Here is a 15,862-nt window from a genome sequence, read left to right on the forward strand (position 1 = left end):
CGCTCGCTGTGCTGTGGGTCACGTATGGAGAGAGGTGGAAGGAAGGTGGTGGGGTGGAAACCCCAACTGGTGGTTCGGGGTGCGTGGGATGACACGACGACGGATCGCCGTCAGTCGGAGGGACGGATGTCCGCCGTCGACTGGTACTTTCACGGACGATGCATTAGCCGTACTGCCAAATTATGTTGGCACTCCACTGTGGAAGAGTGTCACGGCACACGTACTGGCTCGCGGAGGGCGGCGAACCTGCTGACGTGCCGGGTTCACCGACGAGCGAGAGAGCGAGCGCGAACCGCTCGGGTTCGATGGGCAGGTTCAAGACGTTGCTCGCGTCAGCCACAGGCATGTTACGATCGTTCGACGGGATGGAACCACAGATCGCCGACTCGGCGTACGTCGACGAGGCCGCAGTCGTCATCGGGAACGTCGTCGTCGAAGCCGACGCGAGCGTCTGGCCGAACACGACGCTGCGGGGCGATCACGGCCGGATCGTCGTCGGCGAAGGCGCGAACGTCCAGGACAACGCCGTCCTCCACGAGGACGCCGAACTCGAGCCCTACTCGACGGTCGGTCACAGCGCGATCGTCCACGATGCGACCGTGGGCGAGCGCGCGCTGGTCGGCATGAACGCGGTCGTCCTCGACGGCTCACACGTCGGCGAGGGGGCGGTCGTCGCGGCCGGCAGCGTCGTCACCGAAGACACCGAGATCCCGCCGTCGACGCTCGTCGCCGGCGCGCCCGCCGAACCGAAGACCGAGATCGACGATCCGCGACTCGAGCGGACGGCCGATCGGTACGTGGAACTCTCGAGGAAGTACGCGGAGACGTCCGAACGCCTCGATTGACTCCCGACTCGCGGCCGATTCGATCCGCGAGCGATGAAAACCCTGATAGCACCACCGTCCCAACCAGTGTGTATGAGTGACAGCCCGTGGACGGACCGGATCGTCGGCGCGCGAATGACCGTCGATCAGGAGTTCACCTCGCGGATCGTGGAGTCGCAGTTTTCCAGCCAGCAGTGGAGTCTGATCATGACCGCGACGGAGTTCGAGATCGAACACCCCGACGATCCCGACCGGGCACGTATCGTCGCCAACACCGAGAAGGTCGAGCAGATCATCCCCGAACTCGAGAACGTCGGCGCCGGGATGGGGATGGGCGGACAGCCACAGGGACGACAGGGCGGCTCCTCGAGCGGCGGGGTTCTCGGCTCGATCAAGGGTGCGCTCGGATTGGGTGGCGGCGACGGCGGCGACTCCCACGCCGAACAAGAGCGTGCAGCCGAACAACTCACGCAGGAGTACGCCGACGAGTTGCAGTCACATCTCGAGTCGAACGGCCGCTGGGACTCCGTTCGACAGGCTGCAGCGACGGAGGAGTAGAAACGGAGCGACCGTTCGGCGGGGAGGCGTCGACGTGGGCTATCGTCACACAGCTTACGGACACCTCGATTCGACGCGCCGATGCAAGCCACAGCACCTTTACGGACGCCACGCCTCGGTAGCGGTATGACAGACGACATCGAGACGACGACGTTCGAGATCACCGCCGACGACGACAGCACCGACGACGTAACCATCCCGTCCGGACTCGTCGATCTCGTCGCCGAGGGCGACCAGTCCGACGCCGAAACGATCGGTGACATCACCCTCCTCTCCTTCGCCAGCCGCGCCCACCACATCGTCCACCACGGAGAGGGCGCGGACGAGGAACTCGAGGCCCAGGAAGCTCGCATCATGGATCTGTTCGAGGAGCGATTCGGCGTGACCTACGGCGAAGCGACCGGCCACCAGCACTAATCGCGGTTCGAACTGCGAGCGACGACTCAGACGAATACGTTTTCCGCGAAAGTCGATCGACCGATAGCGCGTCGTCCGCTTCAGGATTCGCTCGAGACGGGGTTGCCGTTGGTCGCGTCGGCTACGCCGCAGCCTCCGCCGGTTCCGCACCCGAATCGGGGGCCGATTCCTCTGGCTCCTCGGGAGTCTCAGGATCCTCGGGCTGCTGATCGGCCGGTTCGTCGTCCTCGTCGTCGTCCGTCTCAGGGACGCCCTCGTCGGGCTCGTCACCCGAATCGTCCGTCTCGTCCGCGTCCGTGGGCGGTTCCTCGGTCTGTGGTTCATCAGCGGGCGTCTCGTCCTCGAGCGGTCCGTCGGCCGGTGCCTCGTTCTCGAGCGGTTCCTCGGTTGGCGTCTCATCATCGAGCGATCCGTCGATTGGCGCTTCGTCGGCAGGCGCGTCAGCTGGGTCTTCTTCGACCGGGTCGTCAACAGGTTCGTCCGCTGATTCCGCCTCCGCTGGCTCGTCGGTCTCCTCGGTCGCTTCGTCCGCTGATTCCGCCTCCGCTGGCTCGTCGGTCTCCTCGGTCGCTTCGTCCTCGAGGCCGGTCTCGTCGGCCGCCTCGATCGTCACCGTCGTCTCGGCGGTTTCGTTCTCGCTCGAGACTGTAACCGTGTACTCGCCGGGCTCGAGATCGTCGGTTTCAGCCGTCAGCGTCGTCTCTTCGACGGCGCCGGGCTCGAGTGATACCTCCGTCGTATCGACGGTCTCGCCGTCGAGCGCCAGTTCGATCTCCTGGCTGTCTTCCGCCTCGCCGACGTTCTCGAGTTCGGCGCCGACCTCGAGCGTCTCGCCCTGCTCGACGGGGTCGTTCGTTTCCGTGATCGCGACCGAGAATTCGGCGTCCTCCGTGGGATCGATCTCGCCTGCGGTCTCCGTCGCGGCGGGTTCGACTGCGTCGTCCTCGTAGTCGTAGTTACTCATGTCGACCGCCCAGACGAGTCGCTCGTCGTCGGTCTCGGGCGTCCACTGGACGGTGAACTCGTTCGTTCCGGGCGCGAGTTCGTCGACCGGCTCGTCCTCGGTCGTACCCTCGAGGAACTCGCTGCCGACGATCAGTTCGGCGTCGTTCGGGTTCTCGTAGCCGAAGGTGACGTCAATTCCGTCGTCGGTCGGCTCCGTCTCCTCGACGGTGAGGTCGGGCAAGTCAGGTCGGACCTCCTCGATGCACTCGCTCGCGTCGGGGTTCGGATGATCGATCGACCCCGGGATCGCATCGGGTGAGGCAAAGCCGGTGATCGCGGTTCCGAAGTTACCTTCGGGGACCGTCACGGTCGCGCCGTCGGCCGTCTCCTCGACGGCGAACTCCTCGCCGGTCTCGTAGGTGATCGTTCCCTCGAACGGCGCCTCGACGTCCTCGCCGACCGTGATCGCGTACTCGCCCATCGTGTTCCCGAAGCCGCCAGATTCGTAGAACCCGGTGGCGACGATGATCGTGTCGCCGTCCTCGAACGAGCCCGTCACTTCGGCCTGGGAGCAGTCGACGAACGTCGCCTCGAACGTCTCCCCGTCGTCGACCGTGTACTCGATCGTCTCGCTCGCGAGGACGCCGTCCGCGTCGGCATCGGCCCCGTCGCCGTCGACGTCAGTTTCCGTCTCCGTCGTCTCCGCGGCCGATTCGACCGCAACCTCGAGCGTCGCGTTCTCCTCGAGCGGCGGCTCGAGATCGAGCGACTCGAGTTCGACGATCTCGTTGCCCTCGACGGTCTCGCTCGCCGCGCGCTGCTCGCCGTCCGCGTCGGTGACGGTGAGTTGGTAGTCCACGTCGGCGCTCGCCTCCTCGACGGTCAGCGTCTCGCCGTCACCCGTCTGGTCGCTCACGTTGAGCGTCGCCTCCGGCTCCGGGGCCGGCGGTTCGTCCGCGAGCGTGTACTCGATCGATTCCGTCGCGAGTTCCGCGTCGCCATCGCCGACGACGCTCACGTCGACAGTCGTGGACGCCTCGATCGGCGGCTCGAGGGTCAGTTCGAGCTCCGTCTGCGTCTCGTTCGCCTCGAACTGCTCGCTCTCGACCTGTTCGCCGTCGTATGCCGCAGCGACGGTGAAGTCGGTATCCGCGCTCGCTTCGTCCACGATGAGCGTTTCGCCGTCACCCTCCTGATCGCTGACCGCGAGAGTCGCTTCGGGATCAACTGGGTCGTCGGGCTCGCCCGGATCGTCGGGAGCGTCGACCGTCACGAGCGCCGTATCGAGCACCGGTGCGCCGCCCTCGGTGACGTACGGCTCGTCCTCTTCGCCGTCCGAGGCTGCGTACTGGAACGACTCGTCGTCGGTCGTCTCGTGGTGGGCTACCGCGACGAGGGGCTGCTCCCCATCGATCGGTTCCTCGAGGTCGATCTCGACGTCGGTGTGCTCACCGCTCTCGAGGTAGCTCGAGACCCCGACCACGCCGTTCGGATCGGCCGCGGTGTCGCCGGCGTAGATCGCCACGAACCCGCCCTCGGAGAGTTCGACGCTGTCGACGCTGACGCGCTCGCCGTCGCTGTCCTGGTCACTGAACGCGATCGACGCCTCGCCCTCGAGTTCGTCGACCGTCTCGATCTGCTGCTCGATCTCGATCTCGACGTACTGACTGATCTCGGTCGGGTCGTCGATCCCCTCCTGAACCGCGTACGCCGTCGCATCACTTGCGGTCTCTTGGATCAGAATCTGCAACTGCGTGATGCTGATCTGCTGGTACTGTATCACCTGTGCCGTCTGCTGGCAGGCGGCGCTAGCCGCGAACTGGATCTGCTGGACCGTTGCCTCCTGATGTTGCATCAACACGCCGCTCGCGCTCCCGCTCGCGAGGACCTGAACCTGCGTGACGTCGACGATCTGCGTCTGGATTACGGCACCCTCGCCGGCACCGAACGCGGCAGCCTGAACCTGTTCGACCTCGACGACCTGCTGTTGGATCGCGCCCTCGATCGCGCCTTCGGCCGCACCGACGGCGGCGTACTGGATTTGCGTGATCGAGATCTCCTGTTGCTGGACGAGCACGCCGCCGGCGGCACCGTCAGCCGCGGCCTGGATCTGCTCGACGGACGCCTCCTGACTCTGAGCGATCGCTCCCGTCGCCGCACCGACGGAGGCCTCCTGGATCTGCGTGATCGAGATGCGCTGGACCTGCTCGACGGTGATCGTCTGGACCTGTTTCAGCGCTCCCGCGCTCGCTCCGCGCGCCGCGGACTGGGTCTGCTCGACGGTGACCTCCTGTTGCTGGACGAGCGCTCCCTTCGCGCCGCCCGTCGCGGCCTTCTGGATCTGTTTGATGTCGACGCGCTGGTATTGCTCGACGTCGACGTCTTGGGTCTGCTCGAGTGCCTCCTGGGTCGATCCCTCGAGCGCGCCGGCCGACGCGCCCGCCGCGGCGTGCTGGACGTGCTCGAGCGTCACCTGCTGGCGCTGGTCGACGGTTATCTGCTGGTACTGCTCGAGGGCACCGTAGGCCGCACCCTGTGCGGCCTCCTGGATCTTCGGCGTCTCGTCGATCCCCTGTGCGCCGGCCTCGAACGCGGCGCCGGCCGCAGCGCCTTGCGCTGCGACCTGAATCTGCTCGACCTCGACGCGCTGTTCCTGGGCGAGCGCACCGTGGGTCGCACCCCACGTCGCGGCTTGCATCTGGCTCGCTTCGACCGTCTGGTACTGAGCGAGCGCCCCGTCGGTCGCGCCGCCCACGGCGTACTGAATCTGCTCGGCCTCGACCTGCTGTGACTGCATCAGCGAGCCGTGGACCGCACCTTTCGTCGCCTCCTGAATCTGCTCGACCTCGGCTTCCTGGTGCTGCGTGACTGACTCGCTAGCCCCGTCGATCGCCGTCGCTCGCTGCTCCTGGGTCACGTTGACGCCCTGGGACTGGGCCAGTTCGATCCCCTCGTCGATGCCGGCTTCGACGCCGTCTGCTTGTGCTTGGGCGAGCGTCACCTGCGCATCCGCCTCGCCGACGGCAGCGTCCGACTCACCGTCCGGATTCTCCCCGTCCGCGCTGGCGGTGTCCGCGGTCGCCGTCGTCGGCTCCATCGCGACCAACTCGAGTGACTCGCTCGCGTCCGCGTCGTCGACGTCCGATCCACCGTTCGCCTCGGCCTCGTCACCGGTGTCGATCTCGGTCGTTTCGCCGTCCGAATCGCCGGGGCCCTCCTGTCCGGCGTCGAACGGAGCGATAGTGCCCCCGAGCAGCGGCAACGCCATCACACTGGTTATCATCAGGAACGCGACGAGCAGCGTCGCGGCGACCGCAGCACGTCCCTTGTTCATGTCTCGACTCCCCGCTCGGTGGCCGTCGCGGACCGCTGCCGCAGGTCGTGATTTCCGCACCGTCGGCTCTCTCCGTCGTCTCCTCGACCGTTACCGCTGACGGCGACAGTCGATCGATGACCGTCTCCCCACCCACAGGTCGGCTGCCGGTCGCGGCTCTTCCCCTGACGCCCACTATCGAATGTCATACTCACAGATCGCATCAGTTCTCAGTCATCGGGCCGAACGAGCGCTTAAGCTACGCCGGTCGTTTCAGTTAGTACCGAGAGACAATCGACCATTACGGTCCTCGAGACCGCCGAACTCGCGGGGGCGATCGAGTGGCTGGACTGCGATGGTTCGCTCGCGATTGGTACCGGCTGGCGGACTCGAGAGTACGGGCCCGTGACAGGAACGCTCCGTTTTGTGCCGTTCTCACGCTACCGGCATCGCTACCAGACGGTCGATATGACGGCGAACTGTCGGACACCTCGGAAACCGAAGTGTTGAACTGGGTTTACGAGAGAGTCGGTGCCATGGAAACGGAAGGGAGCTCGGTGGAGCTCGTAGATGGGGACGTCGTCCGGCAGTTCGCCCGGGCAGCGGTGCTCGCGGCGCTACTCGGGGCAGTAGCGCCCGTGGCAATACCGCTCCCGCTATCGCCGGCACCGCTCACGTTGCAGGTACTGTTCGTCTTTCTCGCCGGTCTCGTGTTGGGGCCCGTCTGGGGATCGGTGTCGATGCTGCTCTATCTCACCGCCGGGGCGATCGGCATTCCGGTCTTCGCGGGGTGGGAAGCCGGTCTCGGAACGCTGTTCGGCCCGACGGGCGGCTACCTCTGGTCGTACCCCGTCGCCGCGGCGCTGATCGGGGCCGTCGTTCACCGCGGAACCGATCTCCGCGATCCGGCCGCAGTCCCTCTGCCGATCGTCGTCGTGGCCCTCGTGATGGGGACGATCGTCATCTACGGCATGGGGACGGGCTACGCCGCTTGGCTGCTCGAACTCGAGGCCTGGGAGGCGATCGCCGGCTTCGCGCTCCCGTTTATCCCCGGCGAACTGCTCAAGATGGCCGCCGCGATCGCCATCGTCCAGAGCGGCCGAATCGAGCCGATTCAGTCGTGATCGAGGGGACGAAATGATCGACTTTCGCTCCGTCTCGTACGCCTTCGACGACGTCTCCGTCCTCGAGGACGTTTCGCTCTCGATCGCGGACGGGGAGTTCGTCGTCCTCGCGGGTGCCAACGGCAGCGGGAAGACGACGCTGTTGCGCCACTGCAACGGGCTCCTGACCCCGGACTCGGGCACCGTTCTCGTCAACGAAACGCCCGTTTCGGACGATCTCATCGCCGCGCGCTCGAGCGTCGGCATGGTGTTCCAGCACCCGCGCGACCAGTTCGTCGCCGCGACGATCGGCGCCGACGTCGCCTTCGGTCCCGAGAACCTCGGCCTCGAGCGCGAAGAGATCGATCGACGGGTCGGCGCCTCTCTCGAGGCGGTCAACCTGGCCGGTCGCGAAGACGAGCGCATCGACCAGCTTTCGGGCGGCGAACAGTCCCGCGTGGCTATCGCCGGCGCGCTCGCGATGGAGCCCACCCACCTCGTTCTCGACGAACCGTTCACCGGACTCGACGATCCGGCGCGACGGTCCGTCCTCTCGCGCCTCGAGGCCCTCGTCGCCGACGGCACCGGCATCCTCCTCGCGACCCACGACCTGCGGGACGTCGTCGGTCTGGCCGACCGCATCGTCGCCATGCGCGACGGTCGCGTCGTCGTCGACGATTCGCCCGAGGACGCGCTCGAGGACCTCGCGGGACTCGAGGTTCGCGTGCCGGACACCTGATCGAACGTATCCTCGACAGCGCTCACGCACCCAACGATGCTCACCTACGACCCCGACGACACGCTCGCCCACCGGCTCGATCCCCGCTCGAAGCTGGGCGTCCAGATCGGGTTCGCCGCGACCGCGCTGGCCCACACCGGCTCGAGAGCGCTGCTGATCCTCTCCGTCATCGCTGCGCTGATCCTGCTCGCCGCTCGCGTCTCGGTGCTCAGAGCGCTCTACGCGTATCGGTTCGCACTGGTCTTTCTCGGGCTCGCGCCGCTGCTCGCGGGGCTGACCCTCGGCTCGCCGTGGTTCGACCTCGGGGACGCGGAGACCTCCGCCCGCGCGAGCTACCGAGTCCTCCTCATCCTGCTCGTCAGCGCGGCGTACGTCCGCTCGACGCCGATTCGCGCGTCTCGAGCCGCGATCCAGCGGACGATCCCCGGCAAGCCCGGCCAGTTGCTCGGCGTGGGCGTCTCGCTCATCTTCCGGTTCCTCCCCGTGTTGCAGGCCGATATCCGGACGATTCGGGACGCGATGGCCGCACGACTCGGCGACGAACGCGGCGTCGTCGACCGCGCGAGCACGATCGGACTGCTCGGCCTCACGCGTGCGTTCGACCGGGCGGATCGACTCGCGCTCGCCATGCAGGCGCGCTGTTTCGCCTGGAATCCGACGCTTCCCCACCTCTCGTTTTCGCGACTGGACTACCCCGTTCTCGCGCTGGCCGTCGTGCTCGTGCTCTCGGCGCTGCTCTGAGCGATCTGCGTCGAATCGGGGTCACCGGAGTTTCCCGGCGAGCACCTTCGCCGCGACGAGCACCGGATCCCACGTCGTGTTGAACGGCGGCGCGTACGCGAGATCGTAGTTCTCCAGTTCGAAGACGGTCGCTTCGGCCTCGAGCGCACCGACGACCGCGTGGCTCCGGTGGACCGCGCCCTCGCCGTACTCGCTGACGAGGCTCGCGCCGAGCACGCGTCCGGAGTCCCGGTCTGCGGTCAGCGTGACGGTGACGGTGCCGCCCTCGGGATAGTAGCCCGCGCGCGATTTCGCGTCGACCGTCTCGGTGACCGGCTCGAACCCGGCCTCGAGCGCGTCGTCGTGATCCAAAATGCCGGTGCGCGCGGCCTCGACCTCGAACGCCTTGACGGCCGCCGTCCCGGCGACGTCGCCCCCTTCGGTGGGCTGTCCGGCGACCGTCTGGCCGACTGCACGGCCGTGACGGTTCGCAGTGAGCGCCAGCGGAACGTAGACTGGGTCGCCCGTGACGGTGTGTGTCGCCTCGGCGCAGTCTCCCGCCGCGTAGACGTCCGGAACGTTCGTCTCGCAATAGTCGTCCGTCGCGACCGCCCCCGTTGGCCCGAGTTCGACCCCGGCGGCTTCGGCGAGGTCGGTCCGCGGTCGAACGCCGGTTCCGACCAGCACCATCTCGACATCGACTCGCTCGTCGGCGGTGACGACGGTCTCGACGGCGCCGGCCTCGTCTGCGTCCCCGCCCTGGACGGCACCTCCGCCCTCGAGAGCTGCGACTTCGCTCTCGAGATACACGGTTACGTCCTGCTCCCGCAGGTGATCGGCGACCGCTTCGCTCGTCGCCTCGCTGAAGCCCGTCAGCACGCGGTCGCCGCGCTGGAACAGGTGCACTTCGAAGCCGTTCGCGGCCAGCGCTTCGGCCATCTCGAGGCCGATGTAGCCGCCGCCGACGATGCCGACGGGGCCGGTACAGTCCTCGAGATACTGACAGGCCGGGCCGCGGTCCGGCTGCTGGAACGACTCGCCGTCGCGCGCTCGAGCGACGTACTCCCGGAGTTCCTTCCCGTCGCTCATCGAGCCGAGGGTGTAGACGCCCTCGCGGTCGATGCCGTCGATCGGCGGGACGACCGCCTCGGCACCGGTGGCGAGCAGCAGGTGATCGTAGGACTGGACGACGCTCCCCGACTCGCTCTCGGCCGTGACTGTCCGCTCGTCGGGATCGATCGCGACGACCTCGTGGCCCGTCCGGAGGTCGATGTCGCGTTCCTCCCGGAACTCTTCGGGCGTGACCGAGACGAGCGCTTCGAGCGACTGGATCTCCCCTTTGACGTAGTATGGCAAGCCGCAGGCGCCGTAGGAGACCCACTCCCCCTTCTCGAAGACGACGACCTCGAGGTCGGGGTCGTCGCGCTTCGCTTTGCTGGCCGCGGACATGCCCGCAGCGTCACCGCCGACGACGACGAATGTGTCCGTCATTGGCTGAAGTACACCGCCATCAGTTGGACGGTGTTCCGACTTGCTCGCCCGTTTCCGTCAGCGAGTACACTGATTGGCGTGCGTCCCTGAACGAGACCTGGTCTTCGACCAGCCCGCCCTCTTTCAGTCGGGAGAGGCCGAACCGAGCGGTCCGGCGCGGCAACATCGTCTCGTCGGCGATCTCGCCCTGGGTTAGCGAGCCGTTGTACTCGAGCACTTTGAACACCAGTTTCGCGCTCGGCGGGAGGTCGGATAACGTCTCCAAAGGTGGTTCCATTGCTTGGGCTTTCGACTCGACTACGTGTAAACCATTGCCTGCTCGTGCACGTCTCGCACACATCCGGACGCGTTCCCGAAATCGTCGCGACGAACGCCGAACCACCGGCGGACCTCGGTCGCGGAGAGTGGCCTCGAGCGACGTGCGGGTTCGAACGGGGCCCAACTGGGGTATCTCGGTCTCCGACGAGCGCGTTTCGACAGCGCCGGGTCCGTCAATCGGCGTCGCGTTTCTCGCACACGACGGTGTACGTGGTCCCGTGCATGTAGGTGTCGACGATCTCGCTCCGCTCGAAGACGGCCTCGAGCGATGCCGCGACGTCACCGTCGGGGTTCCAGTTCGCGTACCAGCGCAAGAACCGCCGGAGGACCGGGTTCAGGACTCGAGCGGGGCCGTCGGGGATCGGTCTGATATCGAAGACGACGAACGTCGCGTCGGGGATCAACGACCGGTAGACGGTCTCGACCGTCCGCGGAATATCGGGCATGACGGCGAGCGAGAGCGTCGCGAGCGCCGCGTCGAACGGCTCCTCGAACTCGGCCGTCGTCGCGTCGGCGCGACGAACGTCGACGTTCTCCCAGCCGTGGGCGTCGATCCGGGCTCGCGCTTTTTCGATCATCACCGGGCTGTAGTCGACGGCGACGAGTTCGCCGGACTCGCCGATATCGTCGCGGAGGCGCTCGAAGTTGACGCCCGGCCCGCAGCCGATCTCCAGGACGCGGTCGCCCGGCCGGAGGTCCAACCGATCGATCGCAGCTTCGCGCATCGGTTCGAAGTCCCGTTCGCTCATCTCGTACCAGTCGCTCCAGCGATTCCAGACGGTGCGACTGCGCTCGAGGTGGGCCGCGTGCGCTTCGTCGACTGAACCTGAGCCGCCGGTCGCTGGATCTCGTTCCCGGGGGTCCGTGGCCATGGTAGCAGTTGCGACGGTAGCTGCGAGTAACTACACACGAAATCTATCGTGTCTTTATTACATGTACTCCGGGGAGCCGAGCCGGCGGTCGTCCGGACGCCGCTCTTTTACGCCTGATTCCTGTTCGACTCGCGAGTATTCGACGGATCGGTCTGTTTTTTATCGGCCGAATCCAGTGATCGATCGTGACCGAGTACGACACCGTCTCCGCCGACGTCGAGCACGAAGACGAGATACCGGAGGATCACCCCAGATACCAGGACCTGCTGACGCGCCACCGGATCGAGAAGGGTGTCGAGAAGGGCATCACGCACCTACAGGGGATGCACGCCGAAGGCCGGGGGAGCGCGTTCGACTACCTGTTGGGCGAGGAGACGATTCCCAGCGCGGACGCGGCCGAGCGGGCGGCCGCGGCTCACCTCCTGCTGGCCGACCATCCGGTGCTCTCGATCAACGGCAACGTCGCCGCGCTGGTTCCGGGCGAGATGGCCGAGCTGGCGGCGGCGACCGGCGCCGACCTCGAGGTCAACCTCTTCAATCGCACGCCCGAGCGGATCGGGGAGATCGCGGCGCATCTGCGCGATCACGGCGCCGAGGATGTCAAAGGGCTCGAGGCCGACGCGCGGATTCCGAACCTCGACCACCAGCGCGCGAAGGTCGACGAGGACGGGATCTACGCCGCCGACGTCGTGCTCGTCCCGCTCGAGGACGGCGACCGCGCCGAGGCGTTGGACGAGATGGGGAAGACCGAGATCGTGATCGACCTGAACCCCCTCTCGCGGTCGCCGCGGGTCGCCGAGGTGCCGATCGTGGACAACATCATCCGCGCCGTACCGAACATGACCGAGCACGCCCGCGAGCTGGCCGACGTCGACGAGGCGGAACTGCAGCGGGTTATCGACGAGTTCGATCGAGAGGCGGCGCTCGAGGAGGCGGAAGAGCGGATTCGGTCGGGTGAGCTCTGACTCGTCGCCGAACGGAGTTAGAATCTGTCGGTCACCGTCGGCGAGACGGCGTCGCGACCGTCGTCGCGATCGATGACGCGATTGCGTTCGTTGTCGAAGACGGGGAGTTTCGATTTGAGCGCGGCGACGGCTTCTTCGACCTGATAGTACGAGACCGAGAGGTACTCGCTCGCCCGGCGCGTGAACGAGTCGTCGACCTCGTAGTCGATGCCGTCGGAGCCGTTGAGACACTCCTCGTCGTAGTTGATAAGCCAGCGGCGGGCGAGTTCGACGCCCTTCTCGGCGTCGTAGCCGCGGGCGACGTAGTGTTTGTAGGGGTGGCGAATCCACGAACACTCCCAGTGGGCGTAGACGTCGACCTTCTCGGCGTTTTCGACCTCGTGGAGGACGACGTGCAGTTGCATGTCGGCCAGCGGCGACGCTCGCCAGACCCACGACCCCTCGGAGGTATTCCCGTCGGTGCGGACCTTCAGCGACGAGATCGGGTTGCGCGAGAAGCCGAGTTCGGCGAGAATCTCCTCGAGGCGTTCCTCGGAGCAGTGAGTCGTCAGCGCGTACTCGTCGGCCGTGGTGTGGCTGACGGCGTAGCCGTCGAAGCTTCCGGAGATCAGGTAGTGGATCTGCGGCCACGTACTTCGGCGGACGGCGTTGACGAAGTCCTCTCTGTAGCCCATCGAAGGAGATACGAGACTCACCCGAAAGGATGTTCGGCAGGCATATGCGAAATCCCCGAACGAGGGAGGGACGGCCATGCTACCGCCGGTAGTACTGTTACACTGCTCGCCGTACTCCCTTCGGTTACTGATGACCGAGTGGATCGATCCGCCGGACGACGATGTCGTCGCCCGTCTGGAGCTCGATACGACGCAGGAAGCACCGGAGATTCGGCTCGTCGAGATCGTCGCCGACCTCGAGAGCGTCCCCGAGACCGAACTCGACCCGATCTACAACAGTATCGACGACGTGGTCGACTCGCTCCTGTCGTCGCCGCCGTCTTCGACCGCGAACGCGGAGCTCGAGTTCACTTACGAGGGGTACCGAATTCACGTCAAACAGGGTGGAACCGCCGTCTTTCGGGACGCGACCGTCTGACGGCTCCGTCTGAAATCGCATCTTCAGGATCCGAGGACCGCCCGGACGATTCATCGGGTATAAATTCCTCCTCCCGCTTCAGTCCACACATGGATACCTACGACCTGATTATGCGAAACGCCGAGGAGGTCGTCACCGACGAGGAGGTGCGCGAACTCGCCGCCGACCCCGCCGGCAAGCGCGCCTACGTCGGCTACGAGCCCTCCGGCGTGCTCCATCTCGGGCACCTGCTGACGGCGAACAAACTCATCGACCTCCAGGATGCCGGGATGGAGGTCGTCGTCCTGCTCGCCGACGTCCACGCCTACCTCAACGGGAAGGGAAGCTTCGAGGAGATCCGTGACACCGCCGAGCAGATGAAAGCCCAGTTCGTCGCCTACGGGCTCGACGAGGACACCACCGAGTTCGTCTACGGCTCCGAGTACCAGCTCGAGGAGGAGTACACCCTCGATTTACACGAACTCGAGCTGTCGACGACGCTCAACCGCGCCCAGCGCGCGATGGCCGAGATTCAGGGCGGCGAGACCGCGAAGGTCAGCCACGTCGTCTACCCGCTGATGCAGTGTCTGGACATCGAGTACCTCGACCTCGATCTCGCCGTCGGCGGACTGGATCAGCGCAAGGTCCACATGCTCGCCCGCGAGGAACTGCCCGAACTCGGCTACGATGTCCGGCCCGCGCTCCACACGCCCATCGTCGCCGACCTCACCAGCGGCGAGGGGAAGATGTCCTCGAGCGAGGGGGTCACCATCTCGATGGAGGACTCGACGGCGGAGCTCGAGGAGAAAGTCAACTCGGCGTTCTGCCCCCCAACACGGGATCCCGAGGGCGACCTCGAGAACCCCGTCCTCGAACTCTTCGAGTACCACGTCTTCCCGCGCTTCGAGGAAGTCGTCGTCGAACGCCCCGAGAAGTACGGCGGCGATCTGACCTACGAAGCCTACGAGGCTCTGGCCGCGGACCTCGAGTCGGGCGAACTCCACCCCGCCGACGCGAAGGGGACGCTCGCGACCTACCTCGACGAACTGATCGCGCCGGGGCGGGAGAAACTGCTCGAGATTCGAGACTGATCGGTCGGCCGGCTAACCGAGCGACGATCGACTAACCGCTTGACTGACCGATCTACCGATCGATCTACTGATCGACCGACTGGGCCGCTCTTTGTTGCACCGCCGGCATGTCAGAACTTCGGCGATGGGTTGAGGCTCGTTCGACGTGAGAAGAAGGTATGTCGTTTCATCTCACACCGGAGCAGGAAGCCATCCGCGACGCGGTCGGCGAGTTCGGCGCCGAGGAGATCCGGCCGGTCGCGGCGGAGTACGAAGCTGAACAGCGGTATCCCGCGGGTCTGCTTTCGGACGCGGCCGACCTCGACCTCGTCGCACCCCACGTGCCGGAGGCGTACGGCGGGGCCGGAATGGACGCGATTTCGACGGCCATCGTCACCGAGCAGTTGTGGCGCGCCGATCCCGGCGTCGGCGGCTCGATCGCTGCGGCCGATTTCGGGACTGGGATGCTTCTCGAGTACGGCGACGAGTGGATGTGCGAGGAGTGGCTGCCACGGATTACGGCCGGAGAGACGCCCATTGCGACCGGAATTTCGGAACCCGCACACGGCTCGAACGTGGCCGGGATGGAGACCCGTGCTGAGAGGGATGGGGACGAGTGGGTCATCAACGGCCAGAAGATGTGGATCACGAACGGCACCGTGGCGGACGTGGCGATCATCATGGCCAAGACCTCGCCGGAGCGGGGCCACGGCGGGATCACCGCGTTTCTCACGCCGACCGACGTCGACGGCTACGACGCGACGCGAATTGACAACAAGCTGGGTATCAAAGCGCAGGACACCGCCGAGATCGTGCTCGACGACCTTCGCGTTCCGGAGGAAAACGTCGTCGGCGAGGTCGATAAAGGGTTCTACCAGTTAATGGAGTTCTTCGCACCCGCTCGAGTCGACGTCGCCGCGCAGGCGACCGGGGTAGCCCAGGCGGCGCTCGAGGAGGCGGTCTCGTACGCAAATGAGCGCGAGCAGTTCGATCGGAAAATTTCGGAGTTTCAGGCGATCCGCCACAAAATCGCCGAGATGGCGACGAGCGTGGAGGCCGGCCGGTCGTTGGCGTATCGCGCGGCGGCGAGCCTCGAGTCGGGCGACACCGATCGGGCGACGCGACTCGCGTCGATGGCGAAGCTGTTCGCGAGCGAGCGCGCCGTCGAGGTCACCGACGACGCGCTGCAGGTTCACGGGGGCGCGGGCTACGTCACGGACCATCCGGTCGAGCGGTTCTACCGGGACGCCCGCGTCACGAAGATCTACGACGGCACGAGCGAGATTCAGAAGGGGATCATCGCCGATCAGTTGCTCTAGGCGAGGCTATCCGTCGTCCGTTTCTGCAAGCGTACTGGTGACGCAGATACGCTGCTCGCGCTGGCAGCGACGATTGCCACGCCCTCCCCAACCGATTCGCTCAGTCGCTATGCTCCCTCACTCATCCCTCGCGCAAT

At 66.2% G+C, this 15,862-nt stretch carries 15 protein-coding genes; 10 read left to right on the top strand and 5 right to left on the bottom strand.

The features are described from left to right. Nucleotides 1–344: 344 nt before the first annotated feature. The 3 genes from BLT08_RS03145 (at nt 345) to BLT08_RS03155 (ending at nt 1,799) form a co-directional block, all read left to right on the top strand. Complete coding sequence (locus BLT08_RS03145; RefSeq protein ID WP_090303317.1) at nt 345–845, top strand: gamma carbonic anhydrase family protein; 501 nt, start codon at nt 345–347, stop codon at nt 843–845. A 72-nt stretch (nt 846–917) separates the two neighbouring features. Next, nucleotides 918–1,382 carry a DUF5799 family protein gene (locus tag BLT08_RS03150; protein ID WP_090303318.1) on the top strand — a complete coding sequence of 155 codons (465 nt, stop codon included), beginning with the start codon at nt 918–920 and terminating at the stop codon, nt 1,380–1,382. A 126-nt stretch (nt 1,383–1,508) separates the two neighbouring features. After that, entirely contained in the window at nt 1,509–1,799 is a 291-nt protein-coding gene (locus BLT08_RS03155; protein ID WP_090303319.1) for a DUF7545 family protein, read from the top strand. 121 nt (nt 1,800–1,920) lie between these two features. Here the strand turns inward: BLT08_RS03155 and BLT08_RS03160 are convergent, their stop codons facing one another. Next, entirely contained in the window at nt 1,921–6,078 is a 4,158-nt protein-coding gene (locus BLT08_RS03160; protein WP_090303320.1) for a DUF7282 domain-containing protein, read from the bottom strand. A 515-nt stretch (nt 6,079–6,593) separates the two neighbouring features. Between BLT08_RS03160 and BLT08_RS03165 the strand changes: the two genes are divergently transcribed. From BLT08_RS03165 to BLT08_RS03175, 3 genes are read left to right on the top strand one after another with little or no spacing between them, the layout of a single operon-like run. Next, nucleotides 6,594–7,181 carry a biotin transporter BioY gene (locus tag BLT08_RS03165; protein WP_090303321.1) on the top strand — a complete coding sequence of 196 codons (588 nt, stop codon included), beginning with the start codon at nt 6,594–6,596 and terminating at the stop codon, nt 7,179–7,181. A gap of 13 nt (nt 7,182–7,194) precedes the next feature. Beyond that, nucleotides 7,195–7,899 carry an energy-coupling factor ABC transporter ATP-binding protein gene (locus BLT08_RS03170; protein WP_090303322.1) on the top strand — a complete coding sequence of 235 codons (705 nt, stop codon included), beginning with the start codon at nt 7,195–7,197 and terminating at the stop codon, nt 7,897–7,899. A gap of 36 nt (nt 7,900–7,935) precedes the next feature. Beyond that, nucleotides 7,936–8,640, top strand: coding sequence for an energy-coupling factor transporter transmembrane component T family protein (locus BLT08_RS03175; protein WP_090303323.1), 705 nt, complete (start codon nt 7,936–7,938; stop codon nt 8,638–8,640). Nucleotides 8,641–8,661: 21 nt separating this feature from the next. Here the strand turns inward: BLT08_RS03175 and BLT08_RS03180 are convergent, their stop codons facing one another. From BLT08_RS03180 to BLT08_RS03190, 3 genes are all read right to left on the bottom strand, one after another. Then, nucleotides 8,662–10,110, bottom strand: coding sequence for an FAD-dependent oxidoreductase (locus tag BLT08_RS03180; protein WP_090303324.1), 1,449 nt, complete (start codon nt 10,108–10,110; stop codon nt 8,662–8,664). A gap of 19 nt (nt 10,111–10,129) precedes the next feature. Beyond that, the gene (locus BLT08_RS03185) at nt 10,130–10,387 is read right to left on the bottom strand and encodes a MarR family transcriptional regulator (RefSeq protein WP_090303325.1); all 258 of its coding nucleotides are present in this window, start codon (nt 10,385–10,387) and stop codon (nt 10,130–10,132) included. A gap of 214 nt (nt 10,388–10,601) precedes the next feature. Beyond that, nucleotides 10,602–11,300 carry a class I SAM-dependent methyltransferase gene (locus BLT08_RS03190; RefSeq protein ID WP_090303326.1) on the bottom strand — a complete coding sequence of 233 codons (699 nt, stop codon included), beginning with the start codon at nt 11,298–11,300 and terminating at the stop codon, nt 10,602–10,604. Between the two features lie 185 nt (nt 11,301–11,485). Here BLT08_RS03190 and BLT08_RS03195 point away from each other — a divergent pair, with 185 nt between their 5' ends. Then, nucleotides 11,486–12,265 carry a 4-phosphopantoate--beta-alanine ligase gene (locus tag BLT08_RS03195; RefSeq protein ID WP_090303327.1) on the top strand — a complete coding sequence of 260 codons (780 nt, stop codon included), beginning with the start codon at nt 11,486–11,488 and terminating at the stop codon, nt 12,263–12,265. Between the two features lie 17 nt (nt 12,266–12,282). Here the strand turns inward: BLT08_RS03195 and BLT08_RS03200 are convergent, their stop codons facing one another. After that, nucleotides 12,283–12,939 carry a hypothetical protein gene (locus BLT08_RS03200; protein ID WP_090303328.1) on the bottom strand — a complete coding sequence of 219 codons (657 nt, stop codon included), beginning with the start codon at nt 12,937–12,939 and terminating at the stop codon, nt 12,283–12,285. Nucleotides 12,940–13,069: 130 nt separating this feature from the next. Here BLT08_RS03200 and BLT08_RS03205 point away from each other — a divergent pair, with 130 nt between their 5' ends. The 3 genes from BLT08_RS03205 to BLT08_RS03215 all read left to right on the top strand — a co-directional run bounded on the left by BLT08_RS03205 (nt 13,070) and on the right by BLT08_RS03215 (nt 15,725). Beyond that, complete coding sequence (locus BLT08_RS03205; RefSeq protein WP_090303329.1) at nt 13,070–13,357, top strand: HalOD1 output domain-containing protein; 288 nt, start codon at nt 13,070–13,072, stop codon at nt 13,355–13,357. Between the two features lie 89 nt (nt 13,358–13,446). Beyond that, nucleotides 13,447–14,427, top strand: a complete 981-nt coding sequence (locus tag BLT08_RS03210) for a tyrosine--tRNA ligase (protein WP_090303330.1) — start codon at nt 13,447–13,449, stop codon at nt 14,425–14,427. 158 nt (nt 14,428–14,585) lie between these two features. Beyond that, nucleotides 14,586–15,725 carry an acyl-CoA dehydrogenase family protein gene (locus BLT08_RS03215; protein WP_090303331.1) on the top strand — a complete coding sequence of 380 codons (1,140 nt, stop codon included), beginning with the start codon at nt 14,586–14,588 and terminating at the stop codon, nt 15,723–15,725. Nucleotides 15,726–15,862 lie beyond the last annotated feature (137 nt).

The sequence above is a fragment of the Natronorubrum texcoconense genome, from assembly GCF_900100335.1.
Taxonomy (GTDB): domain Archaea; phylum Halobacteriota; class Halobacteria; order Halobacteriales; family Natrialbaceae; genus Natronorubrum; species Natronorubrum texcoconense.

Coding starts and splice junctions, on each gene's coding strand:
- BLT08_RS03205 (WP_090303329.1), top strand. CDS start 13,070: ATGACCGAGTGGATCGATCCGCCGGACGACGATGTCGTCGCCCGTCTG.
- BLT08_RS03165 (WP_090303321.1), top strand. CDS start 6,594: ATGGAAACGGAAGGGAGCTCGGTGGAGCTCGTAGATGGGGACGTCGTC.
- BLT08_RS03190 (WP_090303326.1), bottom strand. CDS start 11,300: ATGGCCACGGACCCCCGGGAACGAGATCCAGCGACCGGCGGCTCAGGT.
- BLT08_RS03155 (WP_090303319.1), top strand. CDS start 1,509: ATGACAGACGACATCGAGACGACGACGTTCGAGATCACCGCCGACGAC.
- BLT08_RS03210 (WP_090303330.1), top strand. CDS start 13,447: ATGGATACCTACGACCTGATTATGCGAAACGCCGAGGAGGTCGTCACC.
- BLT08_RS03170 (WP_090303322.1), top strand. CDS start 7,195: ATGATCGACTTTCGCTCCGTCTCGTACGCCTTCGACGACGTCTCCGTC.
- BLT08_RS03215 (WP_090303331.1), top strand. CDS start 14,586: ATGTCGTTTCATCTCACACCGGAGCAGGAAGCCATCCGCGACGCGGTC.
- BLT08_RS03180 (WP_090303324.1), bottom strand. CDS start 10,110: ATGACGGACACATTCGTCGTCGTCGGCGGTGACGCTGCGGGCATGTCC.
- BLT08_RS03150 (WP_090303318.1), top strand. CDS start 918: ATGAGTGACAGCCCGTGGACGGACCGGATCGTCGGCGCGCGAATGACC.
- BLT08_RS03200 (WP_090303328.1), bottom strand. CDS start 12,939: ATGGGCTACAGAGAGGACTTCGTCAACGCCGTCCGCCGAAGTACGTGG.
- BLT08_RS03145 (WP_090303317.1), top strand. CDS start 345: ATGTTACGATCGTTCGACGGGATGGAACCACAGATCGCCGACTCGGCG.
- BLT08_RS03175 (WP_090303323.1), top strand. CDS start 7,936: ATGCTCACCTACGACCCCGACGACACGCTCGCCCACCGGCTCGATCCC.
- BLT08_RS03185 (WP_090303325.1), bottom strand. CDS start 10,387: ATGGAACCACCTTTGGAGACGTTATCCGACCTCCCGCCGAGCGCGAAA.
- BLT08_RS03160 (WP_090303320.1), bottom strand. CDS start 6,078: ATGAACAAGGGACGTGCTGCGGTCGCCGCGACGCTGCTCGTCGCGTTC.